Origin of the sequence: Brevundimonas sp. G8 (assembly GCF_902506205.1) — a bacterium.
Classification (GTDB): domain Bacteria; phylum Pseudomonadota; class Alphaproteobacteria; order Caulobacterales; family Caulobacteraceae; genus Brevundimonas.
The window spans coordinates 1,966,683-1,992,318 of record NZ_LR732816.1; the positions used below are offsets into that span (position 1 = coordinate 1,966,683).

The following is a 25,636-nucleotide window of genomic DNA, read 5'->3' on the forward strand; positions in this document are numbered from 1 at the left end:
ATCAGCAGCATTTGAACGATCCAGAGCCGCCGAAGCGGCGCTGTTCGTGCAGTCGGAAGAAGGCGGTCTTGTCCAGCGGCGGCTGGTCGGGATGGGTCGCCGCCGCATGGGCGACATAGGCGTCATAGTCCGGCTGGCCGATCATCAGACCGGCCGTTCGCCTGACGCCGCGACCCCACCGCAGGGCGGTGTCGCGGCACAGGCAGAGCAGGTCCTCGTTCGCGGGATCAGGCACGGGCGATATCCGCCGCTTCGTCGGCCGGCGTCAGGTCGTGCGCTTCGGGATATTCGCGCACGGTCGGCCGGTTGTTGCGGTAGGCCTTGCGGCACGCCAGCACGCCGTAGATCACCATGGTGACGACCACGAACAGGAAGCCCGCCGTCAGGACCGAGTTGACGTAGTCGTTGACGATGATGCGGTGCATGTCGCCGACGCTCTTGGCCGGGGCGATCAGTTCGCCGGCGCCCAGGGCCTCCTGATACTTGCGGGCGTGGGCCAGGAAGCCGATGCGGACCTCGGGGTGGAACAGCTTCTGCAAGCCGGCCGTCAGGGTACAGATCAGCAGCCAGATCGCCGGGACGATCGTGACCCAGGCGTATCTCTCGCGCTTCATCTTGAACAGGACGACGGTGCCCAGGATCAGGGCGACGGCGGCCAGCATCTGGTTGGCGATGCCGAACAGGGGCCACAGGCTGTTGATGCCGCCCAGCGGATCGACCACGCCGGTATAGAGGAAATACCCCCACAGACCGACCGTCAGGGCCGTGGCGACGACGTTGGCGCCCCACGACTTGGTCTCGCGCATCTTGGGCACGGCGACGCCCAGCAGGTCCTGGATCATGAAGCGGCAGACGCGGGTGCCGGCGTCGACCGTGGTCAGGATGAACAGGGCCTCGAACAGGATGGCGAAGTGATACCAGAAGGCCATCATGGCCTTGCCGCCGATGACGCTGGACAGGATGTGCGCCATGCCGACCGCCAGGGTCGGGGCGCCGCCTGCGCGCGACAGGATCGAGTTCTCGCCCACGTCGCGGGCCAGTTGCTCAAGCTCTCCGGGCGTGATGTGGAAGCCCCATTGGGCCACGGCGGCGGCGGCCGAGACCGCATCGTTGCCGATGATGGCGACCGGGCTGTTCATGGCGAAATAGACAGCTGGGTCCAGCACCGTGGCGGCGATCAGGGCCATGACGGCGACGAAGCTTTCGCACAGCATGGCGCCATAGCCGATCAGCGGGATCTGGTTCTCGTTCTCCAGCAGTTTCGGCGTGGTGCCCGACGAGATCAGGGCGTGGAAGCCCGACACGGCGCCACAGGCGATGGTGATGAACAGGAAGGGGAACAGGGCGCCGGCGAAGACCGGGCCGGTGCCGTCGATGAAGGGGGTGACGGCCGGCATCTGCAGGTGCGGACGCACGATGATTATGCCGATGGCCAGGGCCACGATCGCGCCGATCTTCAGGAAGGTCGACAGATAGTCGCGCGGCGCCAGCAGCAGCCAGACCGGAATGACCGAGGCGATGAAGCCGTAGATCATCATCAGGATGGCCAGGGTCGGGCCGGTCAGGGTGAAGGCCGGGCCCCAGAAGGGGTCGGCCGCGACATGGCCGCCGCCGATGATGGCCAGGATCAGCAGGACGACGCCGATGACGGAAATCTCGCCCACGCGGCCGGGCCGCAGGTAGCGGGTGTACAGGCCCATGAAGATGGCGATGGGGATGGTGGCGGCGACGGTGAAGGTGCCCCACGGGCTTTCCGCCAGGGCCTTGACCACGACCAGAGCCAGAACGGCCAGGATGATGACCATGATCATCAGCACGCCGACCTGGGCGATGATGCCGGGGATGGTGCCCATCTCAGTGCGGATCATGTCGCCCAGCGACTTGCCGTCGCGACGCGTGGACATGAACAGCACGATCATGTCCTGAACCGCGCCCGCCAGAACCACGCCGACCAGGATCCACAGCACGCCGGGCAGATAGCCCATCTGGGCGGCCAGCACCGGCCCGACCAGCGGCCCAGCGCCGGCGATGGCGGCGAAGTGGTGACCGAACAGCACGTTTCGGGGCGTCGGCACATAGTCCAGCCCGTCGTTGCGGCGCATGGCCGGCGTCAGACGCGCAGGGTCCAGCTTCAGCACCTTGTTGGCCAGGAAGCGGGCGTAGAACCGATAGGCGATGGCGTAGGTGCAGACGGCGGCGACCACCATCCAGACCGCGCTGATGCTCTCGCCCTGATGCAGGGCGATGACGCCGAGGGACACGGCCCCCAGTATGGCGATGGCGCCGAAAATTATGGGTGTGCTGAGTTTGCCCACGACAGATCCCTCCCGGCCGGCTGACTGCGGCCCTCGCCCTTGGTTTGCACCACAATGCGGGACAAGGCCAATCGACTAAAGTCGTAGAAATGCAGGGTCAGACGTCTCCTGCCTGCGGAGCGGGGAGGTGGCGCGGCGCGCGTTCGCGCCGTGACGGAGGGGTTCTTCACCACATCGCTGGCGCTTGTGGGACTTCAAGAGCCCCTCCACCACGCTTCGCGCGGTCCCCCTCCCCACAAGTGGGGAGGAGACGGTCGGAGTCAGCCTCGAACCACCTTCACCAGTCCGGCCGCTTCGCGCGCGCGTTCGCGGGCTTGTTCGACATCGGCGCCGCGCGCGGTGGCGACGCCCATGCGGCGGCGGTCGAAGGCTTCCGGCTTGCCGAAAAGGCGTAGGTCGGCCGTGGGGACGGACAGGGCTTCGGCCACGCCTTCGAAGGCGATCCCTTGCGCCTCCATGCCGCCGTAGATGACGGCGCTGGCGGCGGGTTCGCGTTGGGTCACGTCGATCGGCAGGCCCAGGATGGCGCGGGCGTGCAGGGCGAACTCGCTCATGGTCTGGCTGGCCAGGGTGACCAGGCCGGTGTCGTGGGGGCGGGGCGAGACTTCGGAGAACCAGACCTGGTCGCCCTTGACGAACAGTTCGACGCCGAAGACGCCGAGACCGCCGAGCGCGTCCGTGACCTTGCCGGCGATGTCCTGCGATGCGGCTAGGGCGGCGGGGGTCATGGCCTGGGGCTGCCAGCTCTCGACATAGTCGCCCTTGACCTGGCGGTGGCCGATGGGGGCGCAGAAGTCCGTGCGGGTTTCGCCGTCGGCGCCGCGCGAGCGGACGGTCAGCAGGGTGATCTCGAAGTCGAAATCGATCCGGCCCTCGACGATGACGCGCGCGCCGGCGACGCGGCCGCTTTCCTGGGCGTAGGTCCAGGCGTCGGCGATCTCATCGGCGCTTTCGACGAAGGATTGCCCCTTGCCGGACGAGGACATGACCGGTTTGACGAAGGCGGGATAGCCGACGGTCTCGGCGCCGGCCGCCAGTTCCTCGGCCGAACCGGCGAAGGCGTAGGGGCTGGTGGGCAGGGCAAGCTCCTCGGCGGCGAGACGGCGGATGCCCTCGCGGTTCATGGTCAGTTGCACGGCGCGGGCGGTGGGGATGACCACGGCCATGCCGGCGGCCTCGATGTCGGCCAGGACCTCGGTGGCGATGGCCTCGATCTCGGGCACGATGAAGTGCGGGGCCTCGGCCATGATCAGGCCGTTCAGCACCTGGGGGTCGGTCATGGGGATGACGTGGCTGCGGTGCGCCACCTGCATGGCAGGGGCGTTGGGATAGCGGTCCACGGCGACGACCTCGACGCCCAACCGCTGAAGCTCGATGGCGACCTCCTTGCCCAGTTCGCCCGCGCCCAGCAGCATGACGCGGACGGCGGTGTCGGAAAGCGGGGTGCCGAGTTTCATCGCGGTCAGGCTCCGGTAGCGGGTTCGATCAGGTCCCAGGCGTTGCCGTAGAGGTCTTCGAAGACCACCACCTTGCCATAGGTCTCATGTCGCGGGGTTTCGCGGAAGTGAACGCCGGCGGCAAGCCAGGCGGCGTGGTCGCGCATCAGGTCGTCGGTTTCGAGGAACAGCCAGACGCGGCCGCCGGCCTGGTTTCCGACCTGGGCCTTTTGGTCGTCGGTCGTGGCGCGGGCGAGCAACAGACTGGTCTCGCCGCCTTTCGGGGTGACGCGCACCCAGCGTTTGCCGCCGCCCATGTCGGTGTCTTCGCTGAGGTCGAAGCCCAGCGTGCCGACATAGAAGGCGATGGCGGCGTCATAGTCGTGGACCAGCAGGCTGATCGCGCCGATGCGGCTCATTTTGCGGGCTCGGCATAGAGCTGGCGGAAGGCGTCCAGCGCGGCGCCGTGATAGATGGTGGCGTGGGTTTCGGTCGGGCGGGGTGTGAAGCTCCAGCTCACGCCGGGCATGGCGTAGTTCCGCAGATTGGCGGTCAGGACGTCCATCGGCGCCTGCATTTCGGGGCCTTCGTCGCCCAAGGTCAGGATCAGGGTGCGGGGGTCGTTCGACTGGTCACGCAGATGGGCGCCGGACTGACGCGCCAACTGCCCGCCGTCCCACCACAGGCTGGGGCTGACGGCGACATAGGCGTCGAACATCTGCGGTTCCTTGAGGAAGGTCTCGACCACGAACAGGCCGGCCAGCGATTCGCCCATCAGGGCCGTCTCGCCGCTGGTGCGAAAGCGGTTTTCGATGAAGGGCTGGACCTCCTCGGCCACGAAGCGGCGGAAGCGGTCGGAATGACCCTGGGTCGGATAGCGGGCGATCAGGTCGGGATCGGTGGTCGGCAGGGCCAGTTCGTTGCGGCGGTCCACCGAGGCGATGCCGACCACGATCACGTCGCGCGTCGTGCCGGCAACGGTCCCCAGCTGGGCCAGGCCCGAGATGTGGTGGAAGTCCTGATCCTGGCCGCCGTCGAGGACATAGAGGACGGGATAGGTCTTGCCGCTGTCGGCATAGCCGGGCGGCAGCCAGACGTTGATCTCGCGCGTCGCGCCCATGATCGCGGAGGGGAGGGCGTAGGACCGGCCAATGACGATGGGGGTTTCGGCGATGGGCGCTTCCAACGCCGTCTGGGCGAGGACGAAGGTTGGAAGGACGCTCAGGCCAGCGGACAGGGCCAGGACGCGCAGGGCGGCGATCAAAGCGGTAACTCCGACGCATGAGCCGCCCAACCCCTGTCGCGGTGGGCGGCGTCGATGGCGTTGACCAGTTCGTCGGCAGCGCCCCGTCGGCGCAGTTCTTCGGTCGGCATGATGCTGCTCTGGGTGCAGGCGGCGGCGCCTTGCCCCGTCAGAGCCGGCGCGATGGCCAGGCCGCCTCGCTCGGCGTCCAGCCAGATGCGAAGTCCGCCCGTTTGAGACGGGTCGAGGATGCGCCCTTCACAGTTCGCGCGTGTTTGGGCGTCCATCGACGCCAGAACTTGGTCGGCATGCCAGGCGATCAGGGCCTTGGATCGCACCGTGGCCTCGTAGACAAAATCCAGAGTGTCGGCCTGGTCCCGAGGCTCGATCAAGTCCGGGGGCAGAACGCTCGACCAGTCGATCGTGTCGCCGGTGGCCAGGTCGTAGGTCATCCGCAGCTCGGTGGCGCTGGGCGGAGTGTCGCCGCAGGACGCGACATCGCGGATCACCAGGCTGGCGAACCTGGGCCCGGACATGGGGACCGTGACGCGGCGCGACCACTGCGACCGTTCCGGCGCGGCGGCCATACAGTGTGTCCGCTCGGCCGCGCCGGTATCGTCCAAAGCGCCGGTCAGGTGTTCGAACTGCCGCGCGGCGCGGCCGTCGCCCGTCAGTCGGGGCAGGACTTCGACGCCCTCGACCGTATCCGGCCGTCCGATCAGGCGGCCGGCGGGGGCCTGACTCTCCGATGCGCCACCGGTCAGCAGCAGGAAGGTCAGGCCCGCCGCGGCGATCATTGAAGCCGCGCCTTGACCGCTGCGACCACCGCTTCGGTGGTGATGCCGAACTTCTCGTACAGAACCTCGGCTGGGGCCGAGGCGCCGAAGCCGGTCATGCCGATGAAGGCGCCGTCTTCGCCGATGAAACGCTCCCAGCCCTGTTTGATCGCGGCTTCGACGGCGACGCGGACCGTGCCGCGACCGATGACCGAGGCCTGGTAGGCGGCGTCCTGCTGCTCGAACAGTTCGAAACAGGGGACGGAGACGACGCGGGTCGGCGTGCCTTCGCCTTCCAGCGTTTCTGCGGCCTTCAGGACCAGGGCCAGTTCCGTGCCGGTGCCGAACAGGGTGACCTTGGCCTCGGCCGAGGCCGCCTTGATCTCATAGGCGCCCTTGGCCGACAGGTTTTCTGTCGCGGCGACGGTGCGGACGGCCGGGGTCTTCTGGCGCGACAGGGCCATGGCCGAGGGCGAGGTCCGGGTCTCCAGCGCGATCTTCCAGCATTCCATGGCCTCGACCGTGTCGGCGGGGCGGAAGACCAGCAGGTTGGGGATGGCGCGCAGGGCGGCCAGGTGTTCGACCGGCTGGTGCGTGGGGCCGTCTTCGCCCAGGCCGATCGAGTCGTGCGTCAGGACGTGGATGGCGCGGACCCCCATCAGGGCGCCCAGACGGATGGCCGGGCGGCTGTAGTCCGAGAAGACCATGAAGGTGCCGGCGTAGGGGATGACCCCGCCGTGCAGGGCCAGACCGTTCATGGCTGCGGCCATGCCGAACTCGCGGATGCCCCAGTTGACGTAGCGGCCCTCATACGACGGCGCGTCCAGGATCGGGGTGCCGGCGACGAAGGTGTTGTTCGATCCGGTCAGGTCGGCCGAGCCGCCGACCAGTTCGGGGATTGAGGCGAACACCTGGTCCAGGGCGGCGCCCGACGACTGGCGCGTGGCCTGGGCCGGCTGGGTCTCGATCAGTTCGGCGATCTTGGCGTTCAGGGCGTCGAAGGCGCCCTCGGGCAGGTCGCCCTTCATGGCGCGGGTGAAGTCGGCGGCCTGGCCGGAGGCGGCGAGGCGGGCTTCCCACTTCTTGCGGTCCTTCGATCCGCGGCGGCCGACCTTGTGCCAGGCGTCGGCGATGGTCTGGGGCATTTCGAAGGGTTCGTGATCCCAGGCCAGGCCCAGGCGGGTGGCGGCGATTTCGGCGGCGCCCAGGGCCGCGCCGTGGGTCTTGTGGCTGCCCTCCATGGTGGCGGCGCCCTTGCCGATCTTGGTCTTGCAGGCGATCAGGGCGGGCTTGTCCTGACGCGTGGCCCACTTCATGGCGGCCTTGATGGCGTTCATGTCGTGGCCGTCGATGGCCTTGACCGCCCAGCCGGCGGCCTTGAACCGGGCCTTCTGGTCGGTCGTGTCCGACAGGGAGACCTTGCCGTCGATGGTGATTTCGTTGTCGTCCCACAGGACGTGCAGCTTGTTCAGCTTGTAGCGGCCGGCCAGGGCGATGGCTTCCTGCGACACGCCTTCCATCAGGCAGCCGTCGCCGGCGATGACCCAGGTGCGGTGGTCGACCAGGTCGTCGCCGTATTTGGCGGCCAGGTGACGCTCGGCCATCGCAAAGCCGACCGAGGTGGCCAGGCCCTGGCCCAGCGGGCCGGTGGTGACCTCGACGCCGGGCATGTGGCCGTATTCGGGGTGGCCGGCGGTCTTGGAGCCCCACTGGCGGAAGTTCGACAGTTCTTCCTTGGTCGCGGCCTTGTAGCCGGTCAGGTGCAGCAGGGCGTAGATCAGCATCGAGCCGTGGCCCGCCGACAGAATAAAGCGGTCGCGGTCGGCCCAGTCGGGGCGGCTCGCGTCGAACTTCAGGAAGCGGCTGAACAGCACGGTGGCGACGTCGGCCATGCCCATGGGCATGCCGGGGTGGCCGGACTTGGCCTTCTCGACGCCGTCCATGGCGAGGACGCGAATGGCGTTCGCCATCTGCTCGGGCGTGGCCTTTGGTGCGGTTTTGGCGTCGGTCACGGTGGAGACCTCTGTTGGGAAGGCGGAAAAAGGGGGCGCGCCGCTTTACCCCGACGCGTCCTCGGGTTCTATACGCAATTTGAAGGAGCGACCGATGGCAGACGCCACCACGGCCGCAAGGACGCGTATCGACCGCGCCCTGGCCGAACTGGAACGCAAGATCCTGGAGCTGAAGGCGCGCCCCGCCTCGGCGCCCGCAATCGCGGACGACGACCTGTTCGCGCCCCGTTCTTCGGATTCGGCGGCCAGCGATCAGCGCGTCGCCGAGCTGGAGGCCGCAGGACGCGAGGCCTCCGACGCCCTGGCCCGCGCGGCCGAAGCCGTGCGCGGCGTCCTGGCGCAAAGCGAGGCCGGCTGATGGCGACGGTGACGGTCGAGGTCAACGGGCGGCCCTATGCAGTGGGTTGCGCCGACGGTCAGGAAGAGCGAGTTCGAATCCTGGCCAAACAGTTCGACAACCAGGTGCGCCAGGTGGCCCAGGACGTGGGGCACGTCGGCGACCTGCGTCTGTTCCTGATGTCCGCCCTGATCCTGGCCGACGAACTGCACGAGGCGCGCCTGAACGGCGGCAAGGCGGGGCCGTCCACCCTGGCCCCAGCGCCGGCCTCGACGGACGGGGTCGCCGAGGCGCTGAACGCCGTCGCCGCGCGGATCGAGAAGATCGCTCAAGGTATCTGATCAGGATTTGATCGTGGGCGCTGGCGCAAGGCGAGGCGAAGGCCTATCTTGATCGATGGCGGGTCTTGCTGCGGCCCACGTCGAAGGCATACATTTCCTCGCGACCTTAATTCACTCAAAGGGATCTGTCCCTGTCCGGGCTCGAGGGCCTGGGCATATGGAGCCCACCTGGCTACCCAGGTTCGAGAGGATTTAAACGCCCTTCACGGTTCTTGCGGCGCCGCCAACCTTCTCTCTTTTTTGTGTGCTACCGCTCGCCGCGCGGCGGCTCGCTGCATGAGCACGTTTGTGCGCGCTATCTTTCGCGACGCGGTCGCTCCGCTGCATGACTTCTTTTTTGCTGTTGCGCGGGCGTCGCTTTGGTTCGCTAGGCTCGGCGCGTTGGTAGGGGTGGCCGAATGATCCAGGACAAGCATGAGTTGCGGTCCGCCGCGCGGGCGGTTCGCAAACGGCTGGCCGAGGTCGATCCCCTGGCGGCGTCGCGCGCGGCGGATCACGCCGACGCCCTGCCGCCCGCCGAGATCGTGGCCCTCTATCGCGCCATGGGGTCCGAACTGGATACGGACGCGTTGGCCTTGACGCTTGAGGCCGCCGGCCGCCGGCTGTGCCTGCCGGTGGTGATCCAGCGCGACGCCCCCATGGAGTTCCGCGCCTGGTCGCCGGGCGAGCCGCTTGAACTGGACGCCGCCGGATGCCCCGCGCCCCTGCCGCTGGCGCAGGTCGTCACGCCGGACCTGATCCTGACGCCTTTGCTGGCCTTTGACGACCACGGCGGGCGTCTGGGGCAGGGCGGCGGCTATTACGACCGCACCTTCGCCGCCCGCCCCGACGCGCTTCGCATCGGTTTCGCCTACGTCGGCCAGAAGGTCGAGCGGCTGAAGCTGGAACCCCATGACATCCGACTGCATGGCGTTCTGACCGAGGCGGGCTATGCGGACTTTGGCATATCCCATTGACATATACGTGCGGCGAGCCGATATCAACGTCATGAGCGCCCCGCTGAAAGCCACGGTCTTCAAGTCCAATCGTTCGCAGGCCGTGCGACTGCCCAAGGCCGTCGCCTTTCCCGAAGACGTGAAGGAGCTTCGCGTCATCAAGGAAGGCAAGAGCCTGCGCTTGGTGCCGCTGAATGCACTATGGGACGACTTCTTTGACCGACCCGGCATCCCGGATTGGCCGGATCGCGAGCCCCAAGGCGAATGGCCGGAACGCGAGCCGTTCTGAGGTGACGGATTACCTGCTTGATGCAGATATCTGCATCCATGTTCTGCGTCGGCGTGGGCCTGATTTGCGCGATAAGTTCGCCGAGGCGGTGGGGCGGATATCGATGTCCACCATCACACTGACCGAGCTGCTCGTCGGTGTGGCCAAATCACAAAACCCTGTCTTGCGGCATGAGGAGTTGATGAGGTTCCGGGCGCGTCTGGACCTTTTGGACTTCGACGAACAAGCCGCAGCCCACGCAGCGGATATCCGCGCGAGCTTGGAACGGAGCGGCCAGAAAATCGGGCCGCTCGATACTTTATTGGCCGGCCAGGCGCGCAGCCTTGGCCTCACGGTCGTAACGGCGAACGTCCGGGAGTTCTCGCGCGTCGAGGGCCTACTGGTCGAAAACTGGCTTGGCCATGGACAAGGCTTTCACGAATGAGACTGGCATTTTTTGGCGACGTCATCGGCAAGTCCGGCCGTGACGGGATCAGCGACCATCTTCCGGGCCTGAAGCGCGACCTGAAGCTCGACTTCGTGGTGATCAACGCCGAGAACGCGGCGGGCGGTTTCGGCATCACCGAGAACACGGCGCGCGAGCTGTTCATGGCGGGCGCGGACTGTTTGACGCTGGGCAACCACTCGTGGGATCAACGCGAGGCCCTGACCTATATCGTGCGCGAGCCGCGCCTGATCCGGCCGGCCAACTATCCGCGCCTGATGGATGCGCCGGGCGCCGGGGCCAATCTGTTCGAGACCCATTCGGGGCGCACCGTCCTGGTCATGAACGTGCTGGGCCGGGTGCATATGGATCCGATGGACGATCCGTTCGGCGCGGTCGAGCGTGAGCTGGCGGCCGCGCCTTTGGGCGCCGTGGCCGACGCCGTCATCGTCGACATGCATGCCGAGGTCACGTCCGAGAAGATGGCCATGGGACATTTTTGCGATGGGCGCGCCTCGCTGGTCGTCGGCACCCACACCCACGTTCCGACCGCCGACTGCCAAATCCTGCCCGGCGGCACGGCCTATCAGACCGACGCCGGCGGTTGCTGCGACTATGACAGCGTGATCGGTAACGAGAAGGAAGAGCCGCTGCGGCGCTTCACCACCCGCATCTCGGGCGGTCGCTACATGCCCGCGTCCGGCCCGGCGACCATCTGCGGCGTCTTCGTCGAGACCGATGACAAGACCGGGCTGGCCACGCGCGTCGAGCCGATCCGCGTCGGCGGTCGCCTGTCCCAGGCCGTGCCGGTTCTCTGAGGCCTCAGGCGGCGGCCCGGCGGCGTTCGATCAGGGTCCGCCGCACGGCCTGAAGATCGGCCGCGCGCCGCTGGGGCGTATGGGTCGCCAGCACATAGGCTTGGCCCGCGCGCGCCAGGGCCAGCCGTTCCTCGGGCGCCGAGATCAGCCGCTCCATCGCCGCCGCCAGCGTCTTCGGGGTCACCGCGTCCACATAGAGGGCATGCGGCCCGCTGGCTTCGCGCAGGCCCCCGCGCCCGGACGAGATCAGGGCTGCGCCTGCCGCATGAGCCTCGATCGCCGTCAGGCCGAACGGCTCGTCCCAGACGGACGGTGTCAGGGCGATGGCCGCCGTCTGCATTCGCCGTCGCACCTGCGCTAGCGGCGCGGACTTCAGCACCTCCACCCGGTCGCCATACCGTTCCAGCGGCGCGACATGTCGGGCCGCCCAGCGGGCGTGGTCGTCCCAGTCGTTCAGCATCAGCACGGCGCGCCAGTCCGGATGGGCGTCCAGCACGGCGGGCAGGGCGGCGCACAGGACATCCACGCCCTTCTCGGGCATCGCCCGTCCGGCGAAGGCGATCACCGGCTGTCGATCCTCGGGCGAGGCCAGCCAGGCGCCGGCGTCGATGGGGTTGGGCACGGCGAACGCCCGGTCGTCCAGATCGGGGAAGGTGCGCACGAAGGAGTCGCGCTCGGCGATGCTGACGAAGACCAGGCCGTCCAGCCGGTCATAGCGGGCCTTGTAGCGCCAGCGGTCGATGGGGTGGCGCGGCGTGCGCAGGGCGTTGTGGCGATAGAGCAGTTGGGGCGTATCGGGCAGAGCCTGCTGCACCGCCAGCGCCTGTTTCACCTGCTGATGATGTTCGATCACGTCGGGTCGAAAGGCGCGCAGCCGCTCGATCAGGGCGGGCATTCGCATGCGCCCGGTCGGCAGGGCATCGATGCCCGGCGCATTGTGATCGTCTGCCCCGCTACAGCAGAAGATGCGCGTCTCGCCGCCCTGATCGACGCCCGCCATCGTCCGCACGACGGTCTCCATCGAGTTGGGCTGAGCTTCGGAAAAGAGACACCCCGGAGGGAGCAGGATGGCGGTGCGCAAGGGCGAGTTCCGGTGCGAGGACTGCGCGACCTATAGACGGTTCATGGCGTGACGGCGACGCTTCTAGCTGTTGGGATAACCCAGTTCCGGCTCCATCCGCTCGAAGGTGCGGTTCATGGCGTAGGCGTCCAGATTGGGCAGGGCGATATGGCCGAAGCGCAGCGACAGCTGATCCTCGGCGCGCGTCTCGCCGCCTCGGGATACGGCGGCGACGTAGAAGGCCGACGCCAGGCCGGTGCGGTCCGATCCGCCGGCGCAGTGGATCAGCAGCGGTTTGGGCGCATCGCGCATGATGGCGATCAGGGTGCGGACCTCCTGCGGCGTCAGCTCTTCCTTGGACGACATGCGGAAGTTGATGTGCCGGATGCCAAGGCGACGACTGTCGGCGACCTCGTCGTCATACCAGGGCGAGCCGGGGTTGGGACCGCGCAGGTTCAGCACGGTGCGGATGCCGTGCTGGCGCTCCATCCGGTCCAGCAGGCCGGGACGCGGCTGACCGGCGCGATAGATCTCGCCGGGAATGACCGTATGGACATTGCCGCTCATGGCGACGGCGACGATGTAGGCGATCAGGCAGACGAGGACGATCCCGGCCGAGGTCAGCCCCAACTTTAAGGGTGAGACGCGGCGGATCACGCGGCGCGCGCTCCGGTGAACCACTTGCGATAGTCGGCAGTAGTAGCGATCAGCAGCACGACCAGCAGGCCCAGCAACGCCGCCGTCGATCCGATGGTGCCCAGGTCGAGCCCACCCTTGGCGTGCGATTTCGTCAGCAGGTCGCCCATGGTCGCTCCAAACGGTCGGGTCAGGACGAAGGCGATCCAGAACAGGACGGTGGTCGAGATGGGAGTGAACTTCCAGGCCAGTATGGTCAAGGCGATGCCACCCGAGATCAGGACGTTGCTCCACAGATAGCCCAGGCCCGAGGTGTCGGCCAGGAAGTCGCCCAGGGCGGTCCCCAGAGTGTTCGACGCCAGGATGGCCAGCCAGTAGAAGGTCTCGACCCCCGGCTCGCGGATGTGATCGACCTTCAACGAGCCATAGGTCAGCCGCCAGGCCGTCAGCACGGCGATCAGGACACAGGCGATGATCGTCGCGCCCGTGGCGTAGCCCAGGCCCAGGCTGCGATCCATGAAGTCGGATAGGGTCGTGCCCGCCGTGCTGGTGGACAGGATCACCAGCCAATAGAGGGCGGGATGAAATCGCTTCGCGCGCAGCTGCATGACCAGTGTGATCACGAAGAAGGCCAACAGGATCAGCGAACTGACGGCATAGCCGACCTTCAGCGTCATCGACACCAGATCGCCGCCGGTCTCGCCGACCGTGGTCGCGCAGATCTTCATCAGCCAGAATGCCAGGGTGACCTTCGCCACCTTGTCCACCGCCCCGGCGGCAGACGGTTCAACGGGCGTGATGCTCATCGTGGGCGATCCGGTTTCGACGTCCCACGACGCGCTGGCTTTGCGGCCAAGTTTGGGCTGATCAGCCCTTGCGCCTCGCCCTCAGCCGCAGTCGCATGGGTTCGCGGCTACGCAGGGTGATCTGGTGAACCGGGCGGGGTTCGACCGTGGTCAGGGCCTCGACATCGGCGACGCGCAGGATGGCGGCGAGAGCGATCATCGCCTCCTGCAAGGCGAAGGCGGCGCCGATGCAGACGCGCGGCCCGGCGCTGAAGGGGATGTAGGCGTAGCGGTCGACGCTCTTGCGGTTTTGCGGCAGGAAGCGTTCGGGCTGGAAGGCGTCGGGGTCGTCCCACAGCAGTTTGTGACGCTGAAGAATCCACGGCGAGATGATGACGGTGGCGCCGGCCTTGATCGTCTGTCCGCCGATCTCGTCGTCGGCCAGAGCCTTGCGCGCCATGGTCGGGGCGGGCGGGAACAGGCGCATCGTCTCCTCCAGCACGGCGCGGGTCCAGGGCAGGCCGTCCGCCCATTTCGGATCGGAGACGTCGAAGGTATCTGCCTCGGCCTGAAGATACGCCAGATACTCGGGTTGGCGCGACAGCAGGTGCAGGGTCCAGCCCAGGGCGCGGGCCGTGGTCTCGTGCCCGGCCAGGATGAAGGTCAGGATGTTGGCCGCGACCTCTTCGTCGGTCAGGCCGGGACCGCCGTTCTCGTCCCTGGCCAGCAGAAGCGCGCTGAGCAGATCGGCCGGGGGCGTGTCGCCGGTCTCGATCCGGGTGCGGCGCGCCTCGACCAGCGTGGTGACACGCTGTTCGAAGAAGCGGGCCGAGCGGAAACTGGCCAAGCGGCCCAGGCGCGGCGCCCAGTCCGGCGCGCCCAGCACGTCCAGCGGATCGATGCGCGCGCCATTGGCCAGGAACTGGTTCAGCGCCCGCTCGAACCCGCGCGCCTCGCCGCCCAGCTCGTCCGAGAACATGGTCGCCGACAGGATGTCGAAGGTCAGGCCCGACATCTCGCTGTCGATGTCCAGCACCCGCCCGCGAGCCGACAGCGACCAGGCGTCGACGCGCGCATGACAGACCTCGGCCATGCGGGCGTTCAGCGTCGCCATCTTTGCCGGGGTGAACAGGGGCGCCAGGATGCGCCGGGCGCGTCGCCAGACCTCGCCCTCGGTCAGCAGCAGGCCCTCGGCCAGCATCGGTCCCAGCACGCGGCGCTGCAGGTCGCCCTTTTCATAATTGATGGCGTTTTCCGTCAGGACGTGACGCACGCCCTCGGGATGGCTGACCACCAGGATCTCGCCGAAGGCGCTGTTTCCATGCAGTTGCGGCTCGGTGAAATGCCGCTCGGACCACATCTGGATTGGGTCGCGCCAGCTGATCCACAGGAAGGGCAACAGCGACAGGGGCTTGCCCGTGCGTCGCGGCGGTATGGCCGGGCGGAAGATGGTGTCGGCGGTCGTCGCGTCCATAGGACGGTCCCTTAAGCAAATCGCCGGCTCAGCCGGGCGCATCGTCCCTGAAACGCGCGATCTGGTGCATGCGTTCATGCAGGATCGTCACGATCCCGACGGCGCCGTCCGACAGGGTGCGCCAGTAGACGTAGTGGTGTTCGCAGCGGACGTAGAAGCCATCCACGCCAAACTCGGCCGGGATGGCGCGCCATGCGACCCGGCGGGCCGCAATGTCCCCGAAACAGGCGAACAGGTGGCGGATGTAGGTTTGCCCTTGCGCCTCGCCCCAGGTCTCGCAGCTGTAGGCGTAGATGTCGTCGAGCCGACGACTGGCCGCTTCCTGTATGCGAAAATCGGCCACGTTGGTCAGCGTCGGGCGTTGCGAGCGAACACGGCGTCGGCGTCAAGAGCCGTGTAGCTGGACTCAGGCGCAGCAAACGCCGCCGTCAGCTCGGCTTTGAGCCGTTCGAAACTCGCAGCCTCGACCCGCTCGCGGTCGCGTCTGATGAGGTCGCGGACGTATTCGCTGACGTTCTCATAGGCGCCGTCCCTGCCCACGTTTTGTGAAACGAAGTCACTCAACGGGCCGGTGACGCGGACATTCAGGGTCATAGAATTCGACACGACGCTCTCCTCGTTCCTCAATATGAGGAATATTGAGGACGCCGCAAGTGGCGTGAAGCCTGCCGATCAATGACGTCAGCGAGGGCGTGACGCCCGGCCGATAACACTCAGCAGCCGCGCCATATCTTCAGCGGCTGAATCCTTCGCGCGTTGGCTTGAGAGCGCGGGTTTAGAAACCGGGGCCGCCGACGTCGCTGGAGCCGTTTGAGAGGCTCTCTTCTTTTCGCGCCGTTCGAACAGAAAGCGTTGAAGACCCCAGACCAGGTGGGGCGTCCACGGCTGGCCGCAGGCGGTCGTCTTTCCCGCCTTGTTCAAGAGGCCGGCGACCTCGTTGGGCCGGGTGAAGCCGCCCTTGAAACAGGCGCGGAGCAGAGGGTCGAGCTCATCCAGAAACGCCTCTCTGGAGCGATCGCGAAAGGCGAAATGCTTCAGTTCGTCTCTAGTGATCTGTGACGGCTTGGACTGCGGGCGTCCGGCAGGTCGCTCCGGCTTTTGCGGCCGGGCGCGTCCAGTCGGCGTCGCCTTGGCTTTGGAGGGGCCTGCCCGTTTCCCGCCGCTGAGATAGGGTCCCTTGCCCATGCTCAGTTGGCCGGAGGGGCGGTCTGCGCCCAGGCCTTCATTTCGGCGATCTCGCGCGTCTGGGCCTCCACGACGCTCTGGGCCATGCGGCGGATTTCGGGATCGCGGCTGTCGCGCAGGGCGACTTCGGCCATGGCGACGGCGCCCTCGTGATGGGCGATCATCTTGGCGATATAGGCCTGATCGACGGTCTGGCCGGAAGCGGCGGCCATCTTCTGGTGCATCTCGGCTTCGGACGCGGCGAAGGCTCGGTCGCCAGGAGTGGGTCCCGCCTTGTCGTGACCCGCGTGGTTTGCGGCCTGGGTCTCTGCCGTGGTGCGGGCCGCCGCCGCGTGGTTGGCGGCGGATGTGTCGCGCAGCGCCTGCTGCACCGGATCGCCGCCGCCGTCGCAGGCCGCCAGCAAGCCAAGCAGCGCGACAGGCAGGGCGGCGCGGATCATGCGGCGTCGCCCAGCCAGCCTGGCATCCAACCTTCGTGCCATTCGCGCAGATGGGCGAGGGGGATGCTGAACAGGTCCGTGGAGCCGAAGGCGTCGCCGCCCGCGCGGCCGACGACCGAGGCGTGCAGGCCGGCCTCGCGCGCCTTGGCGATGATGGCGTCGGCGTCCGGCACGGCGACCAGGTAACGGGCCTGGTCCTCTCCGAACAGGAAGATATGGGCGTGGGTCGCGCTTGTGGCGTCCAGGGTCACGCCGACGTCAGAGGCCAGCACCAGGTCGGCGGCGGCGCCGATCAGGCCGCCGTCGCTGAGGTCGTGGACCACGGTCAGGTCGCCGCCCTCGATCAGGTCGCGCACGAAGTCGCCGGTCTTCTTTTCCAGCTTCAGGTCGACGGGCGGCGGTGCGCCGTCCTCGCGGCCCAGAACCTCGCGCAGATAGATCGAGGCGCCCAGTTCGCCGTGGGTCTGGCCGATCAGGACCAGCGTATCGCCCTCGGCCATGGTGGAGAAGTTGGTCACCACGTCATAGTTGGGCAGCAGGCCCACCGCGCCCACGGTCGGGGTCGGCGGAATGGCGACACCGTTGGTCTCGTTATAGAGGCTGACGTTTCCGCTCACGACCGGGAAGACCAGTTCGCGGCAGGCCTCGGCCATGCCGTCGATGGCGCGGACGATCTGGCCCATGATCTCGGGGCGCTGCGGGTTGCCGAAGTTCAGGTTGTCGGTGATGGCGATCGGGCGCGAGCCGACGGCGGTCAGGTTGCGCCAGGCCTCGGCCACGGCCTGTTTGCCGCCCTCGTAGGGGTCGTTCTGAACGTAACGCGGGGTGCAGTCCGAGGTGACGGCCAGACCCTTGTCCGTGCCATGCACGCGGACCACGCCGGCGTCGGCGCCGGTGGCCGAGTCCTGGAGCGTGTCGGCCATGACGTGGCGGTCGTACTGTTCCCAGATCCAGCGCTTGGAGGCCATGTCAGGGCAGGCGATGACCTTCATCACCGCATCGGCCCAGTTCTCGGGTGCTGGGATCTCGGCGTGGTTCAGCTTGGGCTGCAACTCCGGCTGAACCCACGGCCGGTCGTACAGGGGCGCGTCGTCGAACAGGGGCGCCAGGGGCACGTCGCAGACGGTCTCGCCGTGATGCTTCAGCACCAGACGGCCGGTGTCGGTGGTGACGCCGATGGTGGCGGCGTCCAGGCCCCATTTCTTGAAGATGCGTTCGCCGTCGGCCTCGCGGCCGGGCTTCAGGACCGCCAGCATCCGCTCCTGGCTTTCCGACAGCATCATCTCATAGGCGCTCATGCCCTCTTCGCGCTGGGGCACGGCGTCCATGTTCAGCTCGATGCCGACGCCGCCCTTGCCGGCCATCTCGACCGAGGAGGAGGTCAGGCCCGCCGCGCCCATGTCCTGAATGGCGGCGACAGCGCCCGAGGCCATCAGTTCGAGGGTGGCCTCGATCAGCAGCTTCTCGGCGAAGGGATCGCCGACCTGGACCGTGGGGCGTTTGGATTCCGACTCATCGTCGAACTCGGCCGAGGACATGGTCGCGCCGTGGATGCCGTCGCGGCCGGTCTTGGAGCCGAAATAGACCACCGACAGGCCTGCCGAGGGCGCGGCCGAATAGAAGATGCTGTCTGACTTGGCGATGCCCACGCACATGGCGTTGACCAGGATGTTGCCGTTGTAGCCCGAATGGAAGTTGGTCTCGCCCGCCACGGTCGGCACGCCGACGCAGTTGCCGTAACCGCCGATGCCCGAGACGACGCCCTTGACCAGGCGTTTGGTCTTCTCGTGGCTGGGATCGCCGAAACGCAGGGCGTTCAGCAGGGCCACCGGGCGCGCGCCCATGGTGAAGACGTCGCGCATGATGCCGCCCACGCCCGTCGCCGCGCCCTGATAGGGTTCGATGTAGGAGGGGTGGTTGTGGCTCTCCATCTTGAAGATGCAGGCGTCGCCGTCGTCGATGTCGATCACGCCGGCGTTCTCACCGGGACCACAGATGACGCGCTCGCCGGTGGTCGGGAACTTGCCCAGGTGGATCTTGGACGATTTGTACGAGCAATGCTCGGACCACATGACCGAGAAGACGCCCAGTTCGACATGGTTGGGCTCGCGGCCCAGCCGGTCGAGGACGACCTGATATTCATTGGGGGCCAGGCCGTATTCGGCGGCCAATTCGGCCATCGACTTTTCGGGGGTCTTTTGCGGAGCGCTCATGGGCGGCGCTTCTAGCCGCAGATGGGCCAAATGTCAGCCCGCACGGCGCAAGTTCGGGGAACATCGACCATCGCAGGCGGTTGATTCCGACGACAGCCACAGGAGCCGCCATGACCGACACCCCCATCGACCCCGCCGCAACCCCCGAAGATGACGACCTGCCCGAGATCGCCGCCGACGACGCCGGCGCCTCCGCCCTGGCCGAAAAGGCCCAGAAACAGGCCGACGACACCGAGGAGGACCCGGCATGAGCAAGCCCCACACGGACCGCATCACGCCGGCTTCAGGCCAGCAGATGGATCGCTCGAACGACCCCGAAACGACCGCCGAGATGGATGCCGCAGCGCCGGAGGCCGCACTGGCCAGCCGGCGTCAGCGATTGACCGGCTCGGCGGTCGGGGTTGGCAGCGTCGGCTTCGATGAAAGCGGCGCGTTCGATGTCGGCGCCGACGATCGCGAGCCTCAGGACGACGAGATCACCGACACGTCGAAACCCTGAGGCTTACCGGGCGCGTTCGACGCCCGGCCGCAGGCGGAAGGTCAGCAGCAGCCCGCCGACCAGCAGGACGATGGCGCCGGCCAAGGCGGTGAAGGCGACGGCGGGCTTGTCCGCCTGTTCGGCAACGAAGGCGCCCAGCAGGCCCCAGGCCGTTGGCAACGGATAGGCCATGGTCCGCAGCACCGCCGTCACCGCAATGGCGACGACAGTCACCGCCAAGATGGCGACGATGGCCCACAGACTGGGCGACAGGGCGGCGGGTAGGGCGTCGAACGCCGTCACCGTCGTGATCAGGTTCAGCGGCGCGGCCACCGTCAGCCAGCCCGCCAGGGCGGCGAGGGGCCAGACCAGCAGGATGCGCTCACGATCCATCAGCCGCAGCGCGCGAATATGGCCCGACACCGCCAGCAGCGGCAGCAGCAGGGCGATCAACGAGGCGAAGATCACGCCGACGCTGGCGGCCTTAAGGTTCATGGCCGCCACGATGATCCAGAAGCCGATGCCGAAGAAGGCGACGGCGGACGGCAGGCCCATCCGGTTAAGCAGCGGGCTCTCGCCCGTCTGAGGCAGGGCCTGACGGATCGCATAGGCCAGGATGCCGACATAGATCAGACCCCAGATCGAGAAGGCGTAGCCGGCGACCCGCAGGGTGGTGTTGCCGTCGGCGGCGAACTCGGCCTGCGTCAAACCCAGACCGGCCAGGTTCTGAACCAGGGGCACGACGATGGCGAACAGGGCGGCGGCCAGGACGACCAGGCGCCGGGTGCGCTGGCGGGGCGTGGGGCGGATGATGGAGGACATTCGGGTTCCAGTGCGACGCTTATCGGCCCTTTACGCGCCGGACCGACAGAAGGTTCACCCACGGCGCTAGAAAAGTGAAGCTTGCATTGGCGAGCGTGGGCCTCATCCTGCGTGACATGACGATCAAGGCTCGCCTTCTTTGCCTGTGCCTCGCCGCCTTCTCCGCCGTTGTGATAGCGGGCGAAGGGCAGGCGCAAACCGCTTCGACCCTGACGGCGCCGGTCCAGTCGGCATGGACGCGTATCCGCGCCGCTCTGACGCCCGAGCAACAGGCCAATGAGGTGCGCGGCTTTCTGTCGGCCCTGGCCTCGGCTGAGGGTCGGCCGACCCTGCCCCCGCTGGATGCCCGCGACATCGCCTCGGGTCGTGCGGTGTCTCTGGACGATCCTGCCCTGCTGCAACGCCCCCAGGCGCACGAGATCACCGTGACCGTCGGCGGCCAGTTTATGATCTTCCGACCCCTATCGCGCGCCAGCCTGGAGCCGTTTTTCGGTCGGTAGGAACAATCGCCGGGACCGAACGGTTGTCAGGGTGATCCTTCAACACAGGAAAAGCTCATGGCCGACATCGACAGCAACCAACCTTCGCTCGAAGAAGAAGTCGAGGCCAACCGCGCCATCGAACAAGGCCTGGGCGTCGGCGCTCGCGAACTGGCCGCTCAACGCGAGGCTGGTGAAAAGGCGTTCGACGACGAAGAGGTCGAAGACGACGAGGCCGCAGACCTTTCGGACGGACGCGCCCAGATCAAGGACATCTGAGACCGCGTTCAGGGCTCCATCTTGAAGTTGACGGCGAAGCGGATCATGCGCCCGGCGAGCGGACGTCCTGTCGCCGCCGCCTCGTCCGTCAGTCTGATGCAGGCGAGAGGCAGTGAGGCACGGGCGTCAACGTCTAATGCTCGCCGTCTCGCGATTGCCGTCAAGCCGCCGCGTAGATGCTTTGGAACAGCGTCGCGCCGTCGGCCGAGCCCAGTTCGGCCTCGAAGGCGCGATCGGGGTGGGGCATCATGCCCAGGACGTTGCCGCGCGCATTCTGAATGCCGGCGATGTCGTTGACCGAACCGTTGGGGTTGTCGACATAGCGGAACACGACCTGACCCTCGCCCTCGATCTGGGCCAGGGTCTCGGCGTCGGCGAAGAAGTTTCCGTCGCCATTGCCCTGGGTCATGGTCACTTCGGCCTGGCCTTGATAGCCGGCGGTGAAGCGGGTCTGGCCGTTGGCGACCGTCAGGGCGATGGGCTTGCAGACGTATTTCAAACCCTTGTTGCGAAGCAGGGCGCCAGGCAGCATGCCGGCCTCGCACAGGATCTGGAAGCCGTTGCAGATGCCGACCACGGCCACGCCATTGTCAGCAGCTTGCTTGACGGCCTGCATCACCGGCGACTGGGCCGCCATGGCGCCGCACCGCAGATAGTCGCCATAGGAAAAGCCGCCGGGAATGACGATCAGGTCCAGGCCCTTGGGCAGTTCGGTCTCGGCATGCCACACCATGGAGACGGGCTCGCTGGTGGAGCGTTCGACGGCGACCTTGCAGTCGCGATCACAGTTGGAACCGGGGAAGACGATGACGGCTGCGCTCATGGCGCGGCCCTTTAGCAGGGTTCTTAGGCCTTGTCAGGCTCCACTGTCCGGCCTGCATCAAGGTTGGCGGCTGCGACCCAGGTATTGGGCGATCCGGCCCAGATCGATCTGGCTGAAACCGGCTCCGTCCAGCGTACGGCGCTTCCCGTCCGCATATCTGAGATGGATGACCCCCTGCATCAGGGCGGCGATGGAATAGACAGTCTGGCTGCTGGTCAGGCCTTCGCCCGGGTAGTGGCGGGTAGTCCCGAAACTGCCCTGGACGGTCACGCCATTGGATTGGACGATGATCCTGCGACGCATCGCCAGCATCCCGGCGCCGACCTGAATCGCCAGAAGGCCCAGCCAGACGCCGATGCAGATCAACCAGACGCGAAGGCCTTCGCCCTGGAAGCTGCGCGTAACCTCCTCGCCCTCTTTGAGATAGATCAGGAACAGCATCACTGGTGTGAAACCCAGCATGCCCCAAAGTCCGAACGACAGAACGCCGAACGGCGCCCAGCGATAGAAAGGCCAGGGCTTCAGAATGTCTCCGTCTTTCAGCGGGCCGTTCGGTTTGGGCATCCATCAACTCCCCAGCGGAGAGCCAGCCTAACGCGTCTTTAGACCGTGCGCACCTGCTGCGACCGGCCCGTCAGCCAGGCGACGACGAAGATGGCGAACCCGCCCAGGGACAGGCCGACGCCGACCCAGGCGGTCGAGGTCCAGCCGTAACCCGCAGCGATCGCCATGCCGCCCAGCAGGGGGCCGATCGCGTTGGCGGTGTTGAAGGCCGAGTGGTTCAGGGCGGCCGCCAGGGTCTGGGCGTCGCCGGCGACATCCATCAACCGTGTCTGCAACACCGAACCCAGGCCGCCGCCGCCGCCGATCAGGAAGACCACCCCCATCACCGCCCACAGGTTCGACGCCGCCATCGGATAGAGCGCCAGAGCCGCCGCGCTCCACAGCAGCAGGCCGCCCGCCGCCTTGAACCCCACATGGTCCGCCGCCCAGGCGCCCAGGATATTGCCCAGGAACATGCCGACCCCGAACACGGCGAAGACCCAGGGTAGGACCTCGGCCTCCACGCCCGTCACCGCCTGCAGCGTCGAGGCCAGATAGGCGTAGACCGCGAACATGCCGCCGAAACCCACGGCGCCGACGCCCAGCGTCAGCCAGACCTGCCCCCGCTTCAACGCACCCAGTTCGCGCCAGGGACTGGCGTCGGGATGGGCCGGATCGCGCGGCGCGAACAGGGCGACCAGGGCCATGGTGATCACGGCCAGCACGCCTACGATGGCGAAGGTCCAGCGCCAGCCATAGGCATGGCTGATGATGTTGACGACCGGCACGCCCAGCACCGTCCCGACCGTCAGCCCCATCAGGATGGTCGAGACCGCCCGGGTGCGGAAATGCAGCGGCACGATGGAGGCGGCGACCAGGGCCGCCACCCCGAAATAGGCGCCGTGCGGCAGGCCGCTGAGGAAACGGAACACCAGCATCCAGCCATAGGTGGGCGCCAGCGCGCTGAGCACGTTGCCGACGGCGAACAGGGCCATGAAACCGATCAGCAGATGCCAGCGCGGCAGGCGCGCCCCCAGCACCGCCAGGATCGGCGCCCCGACTACGACGCCGGCGGCATAGGCGCTGATGACATGGCCGGCGGTGGGCGCATCGACGCCCAGACCGGCGGCGAAGTCGGGCAGGATGCTCATGGCCGCGAACTCGGTCACGCCTATGGCGAACCCGCCCATGGCCAGGGCGATCAGCACGAGGGCGACCGCCCCGCGCGAGCGGACGGGAAGGGCGGTGTCGAGGGCGGCGTCTGTCATGTTGCGCTGCAACCTAATCAGCGTTCATGACACCACAAGGGCGGCCGGCCGATCAGCCCTTGTTTTCGTAGGTCGCCGTGATCGACGCCTTGGCCAGGGTGTGGAAGTGCAGATTGAAGCCGAACACGGCGCCGGAGTTGTCGGCCGTGACGTCCAAGCTTTCCACATCCACGGCGAAGACGGTGAAGATGTAGCGGTGCGGACCATGGCCGGGAGGCGGGGCGGCGCCGCCGAAGCCGGCCTGGCCGAAGTCGGTGCGGCCCTGGATCGCGCTGTGCGGCAGATGACCGCCGGACGATCCGGCCCCAGCCTCCAGTTCTGTCACGTCGGCGGGAATATTCGCCACGGTCCAGTGCCAAAAGCCCGAGCCGGTCGGTGCGTCGGGATCATAGCAGGTGATCGCATAGCTCTTCGTCCCCTCCGGCGCGCCGGACCAGGCGAGGTGCGGCGACTGGTTGCCCTTGGCGTGAACCTGAGCTTCCGGCAGCAAGCCGCCGTCCTGAATGTCGGTGGAGGTGAGGGTGAAGGTCATCGCGTATCCCTAACAAGCTGTAGAGCCCAGAACGAATGGCCCAGACCATCGTTGCGGCCATGAACGCCATCAAAGCTCCATCCGGCCTACGCTAGTGTTTTGGAGGCGGAGGAAGCCTTGGCTCAATCGAAGGTGATCTCAAACGATCAGAGGAGCAAAGGTAACAAGGCTCTTCCGCGTTCAGCAGACGGTCGAAGGCGTCGTATAATCGCATTTCTTGATCGAACGCGACCTTATCGCCAAACCCGCAACCGTTTGAATCGATGATCGCGCCTTCGCTGGTTAGCGCGACTTCCCTAACGAAGATCGCGGGATGGGCGGGGTGGTCTGACAAGGTGACGACGTAGACAAGGTGATGTCGGTCGTCACGATAGGCATTCGATCCACGCGAATGGCGAGACGCCAGAAGATCGGGGTTGGCGTCCAAATTTGCGACCAAGGCTCGGAATCCGCGCGCGCAATCTAGCTGTGGCCCGATCTCCTGCGCGGGGGCTGGCCTTTCAGCGCACCCAAACAGCAAAAAAGCCGCTCCAATGATCAGAGCGGCTCTCATGTTTCACGCCGCTTCGATGCGGTAGCTTTCGATCACCGTATTGGCGAGCAGTTGCTCGCACATCTTCTTGGCCTCGGCTTGCGGGTCTTCGGCGCCGGCGAGGTCGAACTCGATCAGCTTGCCGACGCGGGCGTTCGAGACGCCCGACCAGCCCAGACCCTGCAGGGCGCCTTCGACGGCCTTGCCCTGGACGTCCAGGACGCCGGGCTTGAGGAAGACGTGAACCTTGACCTTGGCCATCAGTGCAGCCCTCCCTGGATCACCGTCGGCATGCCCTTCATGATGCCCAGGCGACGCGCGACTTCGGTATAGCTTTCGATGACATTGCCCAGGTCGCGGCGGAAGCGATCCTTGTCCAGCTTCTCGCCGGTGGTGGTGTCCCACAGGCGGCAGCTATCGGGGCTGATCTCGTCGGCCAGCAGCACGCGGCTGAAGTCGTTTTCCCAGACCCGGCCGAACTCGATCTTGAAATCGACCAGCGTGATGCCGACCGCGCCGAACATGCCCGACAGATAGTCGTTCACGCGCACCGTCATGGCCAGCATGTCGTCGAGTTCCTGGGTCGAGGCCCAGTTGAAGGCGGTGATGTGCTCCTCGGTGACCATCGGGTCGTTGAGCTCATCCTTCTTGTAGTAGAATTCGATGATCGAGCGGGGCAGGGGCGTGCCTTCCTCGATGCCCAGACGCTGGCTCATCGAGCCGGCGACGATGTTGCGGCAGACGACTTCCAGCGGGATGATCTCGACTTCGCGGATCAGCTGCTCGCGCAGGTTCAGGCGCTTGATGAAGTGGTTGGTCACGCCGATGCCGTTCAGGCGCGACATGATGAATTCGCTGATCTGGTTGTTGACCACGCCCTTGCCTTCGAGGACGGCCTTCTTCTGCGCATTGAACGCAGTGGCGTCGTCCTTGAAATACTGGATCAGGGTGCCGGGCTCGGGTCCTTCGTACAGGATCTTGGCCTTACCTTCGTAGATTTTCTTGCGCTTGCTGTTCATCGTCCGGTCCCGCTTACGGGCGCCCTCCAGAAACAAAAATCGCGCGGCCATGATGGAGGGGAAGACCCGGTCCTGGCGGCGCGTTTCGGAATCGTTCGGGCAGTCAATCTCGTTCGGGGTCTCCTTAGCCGATGGCGCGCCG

General features: G+C 66.9%; 32 protein-coding genes and 1 other RNA gene. 11 read left to right on the plus strand and 22 right to left on the minus strand.

What is annotated here, in order from left to right; all coding sequences use genetic code 11:
• Position 1: 1 nt before the first annotated feature.
• The 7 genes from CHRYSEO8AT_RS09580 to tkt form a co-directional block, all read right to left on the minus strand.
• Positions 2 to 235 (minus strand): YbdD/YjiX family protein, encoded by a 234-nt coding sequence (locus CHRYSEO8AT_RS09580; protein ID WP_236547493.1) that lies wholly within the window; start codon positions 233 to 235, stop codon positions 2 to 4.
• The gene (locus CHRYSEO8AT_RS09585) at positions 228 to 2,315 is read right to left on the minus strand and encodes a carbon starvation CstA family protein (RefSeq protein ID WP_159849496.1); all 2,088 of its coding nucleotides are present in this window, start codon (positions 2,313 to 2,315) and stop codon (positions 228 to 230) included. The genes CHRYSEO8AT_RS09580 and CHRYSEO8AT_RS09585 overlap by 8 nt, the downstream gene beginning before the upstream one ends.
• 260 nt (positions 2,316 to 2,575) lie before the next feature.
• Positions 2,576 to 3,772 carry a formate-dependent phosphoribosylglycinamide formyltransferase gene (gene purT / locus CHRYSEO8AT_RS09590; protein WP_159849498.1) on the minus strand — a complete coding sequence of 399 codons (1,197 nt, stop codon included), beginning with the start codon at positions 3,770 to 3,772 and terminating at the stop codon, positions 2,576 to 2,578.
• A gap of 5 nt (positions 3,773 to 3,777) precedes the next feature.
• Positions 3,778 to 4,170 (minus strand): VOC family protein, encoded by a 393-nt coding sequence (locus CHRYSEO8AT_RS09595; RefSeq protein ID WP_159849500.1) that lies wholly within the window; start codon positions 4,168 to 4,170, stop codon positions 3,778 to 3,780.
• Positions 4,167 to 5,015, minus strand: a complete 849-nt coding sequence (locus CHRYSEO8AT_RS09600) for an alpha/beta hydrolase (protein WP_236547494.1) — start codon at positions 5,013 to 5,015, stop codon at positions 4,167 to 4,169. Before CHRYSEO8AT_RS09600 ends, CHRYSEO8AT_RS09595 begins: the two co-directional genes overlap by 4 nt.
• Positions 5,012 to 5,791 carry a hypothetical protein gene (locus CHRYSEO8AT_RS09605; RefSeq protein ID WP_159849502.1) on the minus strand — a complete coding sequence of 260 codons (780 nt, stop codon included), beginning with the start codon at positions 5,789 to 5,791 and terminating at the stop codon, positions 5,012 to 5,014. The genes CHRYSEO8AT_RS09600 and CHRYSEO8AT_RS09605 overlap by 4 nt, the downstream gene beginning before the upstream one ends.
• Positions 5,788 to 7,782, minus strand: a complete 1,995-nt coding sequence (gene tkt / locus CHRYSEO8AT_RS09610) for a transketolase (protein WP_159849504.1) — start codon at positions 7,780 to 7,782, stop codon at positions 5,788 to 5,790. The genes CHRYSEO8AT_RS09605 and tkt overlap by 4 nt, the downstream gene beginning before the upstream one ends.
• Before the next feature lie 94 nt (positions 7,783 to 7,876).
• Here tkt and CHRYSEO8AT_RS09615 point away from each other — a divergent pair, with 94 nt between their 5' ends.
• The 7 genes from CHRYSEO8AT_RS09615 (at position 7,877) to CHRYSEO8AT_RS09645 (ending at position 10,926) form a co-directional block, all read left to right on the plus strand.
• Entirely contained in the window at positions 7,877 to 8,140 is a 264-nt protein-coding gene (locus CHRYSEO8AT_RS09615) for a hypothetical protein (protein WP_159849506.1), read from the plus strand.
• Entirely contained in the window at positions 8,140 to 8,460 is a 321-nt protein-coding gene (locus tag CHRYSEO8AT_RS09620) for a cell division protein ZapA (protein WP_135194907.1), read from the plus strand. The genes CHRYSEO8AT_RS09615 and CHRYSEO8AT_RS09620 overlap by 1 nt, the downstream gene beginning before the upstream one ends.
• A 62-nt stretch (positions 8,461 to 8,522) precedes the next feature.
• A non-coding RNA gene (ssrS, locus tag CHRYSEO8AT_RS09625) (6S RNA) lies at positions 8,523 to 8,685 on the plus strand.
• A gap of 173 nt (positions 8,686 to 8,858) precedes the next feature.
• Positions 8,859 to 9,416, plus strand: coding sequence for a 5-formyltetrahydrofolate cyclo-ligase (locus CHRYSEO8AT_RS09630; RefSeq protein WP_159849508.1), 558 nt, complete (start codon positions 8,859 to 8,861; stop codon positions 9,414 to 9,416).
• 7 nt (positions 9,417 to 9,423) lie between these two features.
• Positions 9,424 to 9,684, plus strand: a complete 261-nt coding sequence (gene vapB, locus CHRYSEO8AT_RS09635) for a type II toxin-antitoxin system VapB family antitoxin (protein ID WP_304488851.1) — start codon at positions 9,424 to 9,426, stop codon at positions 9,682 to 9,684.
• A gap of 1 nt (position 9,685) precedes the next feature.
• Complete coding sequence (locus tag CHRYSEO8AT_RS09640) at positions 9,686 to 10,108, plus strand: PIN domain-containing protein (RefSeq protein ID WP_159849510.1); 423 nt, start codon at positions 9,686 to 9,688, stop codon at positions 10,106 to 10,108.
• Positions 10,105 to 10,926, plus strand: a complete 822-nt coding sequence (locus CHRYSEO8AT_RS09645; protein WP_159849512.1) for a TIGR00282 family metallophosphoesterase — start codon at positions 10,105 to 10,107, stop codon at positions 10,924 to 10,926. The genes CHRYSEO8AT_RS09640 and CHRYSEO8AT_RS09645 overlap by 4 nt, the downstream gene beginning before the upstream one ends.
• Positions 10,927 to 10,930: 4 nt before the next feature.
• Here CHRYSEO8AT_RS09645 and CHRYSEO8AT_RS09650 read toward each other — a convergent pair whose 3' ends face one another.
• The 8 genes from CHRYSEO8AT_RS09650 to purL all read right to left on the minus strand — a co-directional run bounded on the left by CHRYSEO8AT_RS09650 (position 10,931) and on the right by purL (position 18,719).
• Positions 10,931 to 12,007 carry a glycosyltransferase family 4 protein gene (locus CHRYSEO8AT_RS09650; protein ID WP_236547495.1) on the minus strand — a complete coding sequence of 359 codons (1,077 nt, stop codon included), beginning with the start codon at positions 12,005 to 12,007 and terminating at the stop codon, positions 10,931 to 10,933.
• 63 nt (positions 12,008 to 12,070) lie between these two features.
• Entirely contained in the window at positions 12,071 to 12,643 is a 573-nt protein-coding gene (locus CHRYSEO8AT_RS09655; RefSeq protein ID WP_236547496.1) for a tyrosine-protein phosphatase, read from the minus strand.
• Positions 12,640 to 13,428, minus strand: coding sequence for a hypothetical protein (locus tag CHRYSEO8AT_RS09660; RefSeq protein ID WP_201304399.1), 789 nt, complete (start codon positions 13,426 to 13,428; stop codon positions 12,640 to 12,642). Before CHRYSEO8AT_RS09660 ends, CHRYSEO8AT_RS09655 begins: the two co-directional genes overlap by 4 nt.
• A 61-nt stretch (positions 13,429 to 13,489) precedes the next feature.
• Complete coding sequence (locus CHRYSEO8AT_RS09665; protein ID WP_159849514.1) at positions 13,490 to 14,881, minus strand: cytochrome P450; 1,392 nt, start codon at positions 14,879 to 14,881, stop codon at positions 13,490 to 13,492.
• A gap of 28 nt (positions 14,882 to 14,909) precedes the next feature.
• Positions 14,910 to 15,224 (minus strand): type II toxin-antitoxin system RelE/ParE family toxin, encoded by a 315-nt coding sequence (locus CHRYSEO8AT_RS09670; RefSeq protein WP_159849516.1) that lies wholly within the window; start codon positions 15,222 to 15,224, stop codon positions 14,910 to 14,912.
• Between the two features lie 5 nt (positions 15,225 to 15,229).
• On the minus strand, positions 15,230 to 15,487 hold the full coding sequence (locus tag CHRYSEO8AT_RS09675; RefSeq protein WP_201304400.1) for an addiction module antitoxin: 258 nt from the start codon (positions 15,485 to 15,487) through the stop codon (positions 15,230 to 15,232).
• A 581-nt stretch (positions 15,488 to 16,068) separates the two neighbouring features.
• The gene (locus tag CHRYSEO8AT_RS09680) at positions 16,069 to 16,506 is read right to left on the minus strand and encodes a DUF305 domain-containing protein (RefSeq protein ID WP_159849518.1); all 438 of its coding nucleotides are present in this window, start codon (positions 16,504 to 16,506) and stop codon (positions 16,069 to 16,071) included.
• Positions 16,503 to 18,719, minus strand: a complete 2,217-nt coding sequence (gene purL, locus CHRYSEO8AT_RS09685; RefSeq protein WP_159849520.1) for a phosphoribosylformylglycinamidine synthase subunit PurL — start codon at positions 18,717 to 18,719, stop codon at positions 16,503 to 16,505. Before purL ends, CHRYSEO8AT_RS09680 begins: the two co-directional genes overlap by 4 nt.
• Before the next feature lie 110 nt (positions 18,720 to 18,829).
• On the opposite strand from purL, the gene CHRYSEO8AT_RS09690 reads away from it, so the two are divergent.
• Both CHRYSEO8AT_RS09690 and CHRYSEO8AT_RS09695 read left to right on the plus strand, forming a co-directional pair.
• Positions 18,830 to 18,970: a hypothetical protein gene (locus tag CHRYSEO8AT_RS09690; protein ID WP_159849522.1), complete on the plus strand. Its 141-nt coding sequence runs from the start codon at positions 18,830 to 18,832 to the stop codon at positions 18,968 to 18,970.
• Positions 18,967 to 19,218: a Tat pathway signal protein gene (locus CHRYSEO8AT_RS09695; RefSeq protein WP_159849524.1), complete on the plus strand. Its 252-nt coding sequence runs from the start codon at positions 18,967 to 18,969 to the stop codon at positions 19,216 to 19,218. Before CHRYSEO8AT_RS09690 ends, CHRYSEO8AT_RS09695 begins: the two co-directional genes overlap by 4 nt.
• A gap of 3 nt (positions 19,219 to 19,221) precedes the next feature.
• Here CHRYSEO8AT_RS09695 and CHRYSEO8AT_RS09700 read toward each other — a convergent pair whose 3' ends face one another.
• The gene (locus CHRYSEO8AT_RS09700) at positions 19,222 to 20,019 is read right to left on the minus strand and encodes a hypothetical protein (protein ID WP_159849526.1); all 798 of its coding nucleotides are present in this window, start codon (positions 20,017 to 20,019) and stop codon (positions 19,222 to 19,224) included.
• Positions 20,020 to 20,093: 74 nt separating this feature from the next.
• On the opposite strand from CHRYSEO8AT_RS09700, the gene CHRYSEO8AT_RS09705 reads away from it, so the two are divergent.
• Positions 20,094 to 20,519: a hypothetical protein gene (locus CHRYSEO8AT_RS09705; RefSeq protein ID WP_236547497.1), complete on the plus strand. Its 426-nt coding sequence runs from the start codon at positions 20,094 to 20,096 to the stop codon at positions 20,517 to 20,519.
• A 57-nt stretch (positions 20,520 to 20,576) separates the two neighbouring features.
• On the plus strand, positions 20,577 to 20,777 hold the full coding sequence (locus CHRYSEO8AT_RS09710; RefSeq protein WP_159849528.1) for a hypothetical protein: 201 nt from the start codon (positions 20,577 to 20,579) through the stop codon (positions 20,775 to 20,777).
• A 160-nt stretch (positions 20,778 to 20,937) separates the two neighbouring features.
• Here CHRYSEO8AT_RS09710 and purQ read toward each other — a convergent pair whose 3' ends face one another.
• From purQ to purC, 6 genes are all read right to left on the minus strand, one after another.
• On the minus strand, positions 20,938 to 21,600 hold the full coding sequence (purQ, locus tag CHRYSEO8AT_RS09715) for a phosphoribosylformylglycinamidine synthase subunit PurQ (RefSeq protein ID WP_159849530.1): 663 nt from the start codon (positions 21,598 to 21,600) through the stop codon (positions 20,938 to 20,940).
• A 57-nt stretch (positions 21,601 to 21,657) separates the two neighbouring features.
• Positions 21,658 to 22,164, minus strand: coding sequence for a hypothetical protein (locus tag CHRYSEO8AT_RS09720; RefSeq protein WP_159849532.1), 507 nt, complete (start codon positions 22,162 to 22,164; stop codon positions 21,658 to 21,660).
• 38 nt (positions 22,165 to 22,202) lie between these two features.
• Complete coding sequence (locus tag CHRYSEO8AT_RS09725; RefSeq protein WP_159849534.1) at positions 22,203 to 23,411, minus strand: MFS transporter; 1,209 nt, start codon at positions 23,409 to 23,411, stop codon at positions 22,203 to 22,205.
• 52 nt (positions 23,412 to 23,463) lie between these two features.
• Positions 23,464 to 23,943 (minus strand): YbhB/YbcL family Raf kinase inhibitor-like protein, encoded by a 480-nt coding sequence (locus CHRYSEO8AT_RS09730; protein WP_159849536.1) that lies wholly within the window; start codon positions 23,941 to 23,943, stop codon positions 23,464 to 23,466.
• A 556-nt stretch (positions 23,944 to 24,499) separates the two neighbouring features.
• Positions 24,500 to 24,736, minus strand: a complete 237-nt coding sequence (purS, locus tag CHRYSEO8AT_RS09735) for a phosphoribosylformylglycinamidine synthase subunit PurS (RefSeq protein ID WP_159849538.1) — start codon at positions 24,734 to 24,736, stop codon at positions 24,500 to 24,502.
• On the minus strand, positions 24,736 to 25,494 hold the full coding sequence (gene purC, locus CHRYSEO8AT_RS09740; protein ID WP_159849540.1) for a phosphoribosylaminoimidazolesuccinocarboxamide synthase: 759 nt from the start codon (positions 25,492 to 25,494) through the stop codon (positions 24,736 to 24,738). The genes purS and purC overlap by 1 nt, the downstream gene beginning before the upstream one ends.
• Positions 25,495 to 25,636: the final 142 nt, after the last annotated feature.

Bases quoted from the DNA above. Each gene is read 5' to 3' on its own strand.
- purT (WP_159849498.1), bottom strand. From the start codon at position 3,772: ATGAAACTCGGCACCCCGCTTTCCGACACCGCCGTCCGCGTCATGCTG.
- CHRYSEO8AT_RS09595 (WP_159849500.1), bottom strand. From the start codon at position 4,170: ATGAGCCGCATCGGCGCGATCAGCCTGCTGGTCCACGACTATGACGCC.
- CHRYSEO8AT_RS09605 (WP_159849502.1), bottom strand. From the start codon at position 5,791: ATGATCGCCGCGGCGGGCCTGACCTTCCTGCTGCTGACCGGTGGCGCA.
- CHRYSEO8AT_RS09615 (WP_159849506.1), top strand. From the start codon at position 7,877: ATGGCAGACGCCACCACGGCCGCAAGGACGCGTATCGACCGCGCCCTG.
- CHRYSEO8AT_RS09620 (WP_135194907.1), top strand. From the start codon at position 8,140: ATGGCGACGGTGACGGTCGAGGTCAACGGGCGGCCCTATGCAGTGGGT.
- CHRYSEO8AT_RS09630 (WP_159849508.1), top strand. From the start codon at position 8,859: ATGATCCAGGACAAGCATGAGTTGCGGTCCGCCGCGCGGGCGGTTCGC.
- CHRYSEO8AT_RS09645 (WP_159849512.1), top strand. From the start codon at position 10,105: ATGAGACTGGCATTTTTTGGCGACGTCATCGGCAAGTCCGGCCGTGAC.
- CHRYSEO8AT_RS09660 (WP_201304399.1), bottom strand. From the start codon at position 13,428: ATGAGCATCACGCCCGTTGAACCGTCTGCCGCCGGGGCGGTGGACAAG.
- CHRYSEO8AT_RS09665 (WP_159849514.1), bottom strand. From the start codon at position 14,881: ATGGACGCGACGACCGCCGACACCATCTTCCGCCCGGCCATACCGCCG.
- CHRYSEO8AT_RS09680 (WP_159849518.1), bottom strand. From the start codon at position 16,506: ATGATCCGCGCCGCCCTGCCTGTCGCGCTGCTTGGCTTGCTGGCGGCC.
- purL (WP_159849520.1), bottom strand. From the start codon at position 18,719: ATGAGCGCTCCGCAAAAGACCCCCGAAAAGTCGATGGCCGAATTGGCC.
- CHRYSEO8AT_RS09690 (WP_159849522.1), top strand. From the start codon at position 18,830: ATGACCGACACCCCCATCGACCCCGCCGCAACCCCCGAAGATGACGAC.
- CHRYSEO8AT_RS09695 (WP_159849524.1), top strand. From the start codon at position 18,967: ATGAGCAAGCCCCACACGGACCGCATCACGCCGGCTTCAGGCCAGCAG.
- CHRYSEO8AT_RS09700 (WP_159849526.1), bottom strand. From the start codon at position 20,019: ATGTCCTCCATCATCCGCCCCACGCCCCGCCAGCGCACCCGGCGCCTG.
- CHRYSEO8AT_RS09710 (WP_159849528.1), top strand. From the start codon at position 20,577: ATGGCCGACATCGACAGCAACCAACCTTCGCTCGAAGAAGAAGTCGAG.
- purQ (WP_159849530.1), bottom strand. From the start codon at position 21,600: ATGAGCGCAGCCGTCATCGTCTTCCCCGGTTCCAACTGTGATCGCGAC.
- CHRYSEO8AT_RS09720 (WP_159849532.1), bottom strand. From the start codon at position 22,164: ATGCCCAAACCGAACGGCCCGCTGAAAGACGGAGACATTCTGAAGCCC.
- CHRYSEO8AT_RS09725 (WP_159849534.1), bottom strand. From the start codon at position 23,411: ATGACAGACGCCGCCCTCGACACCGCCCTTCCCGTCCGCTCGCGCGGG.
- CHRYSEO8AT_RS09730 (WP_159849536.1), bottom strand. From the start codon at position 23,943: ATGACCTTCACCCTCACCTCCACCGACATTCAGGACGGCGGCTTGCTG.
- purS (WP_159849538.1), bottom strand. From the start codon at position 24,736: ATGGCCAAGGTCAAGGTTCACGTCTTCCTCAAGCCCGGCGTCCTGGAC.
- purC (WP_159849540.1), bottom strand. From the start codon at position 25,494: ATGAACAGCAAGCGCAAGAAAATCTACGAAGGTAAGGCCAAGATCCTG.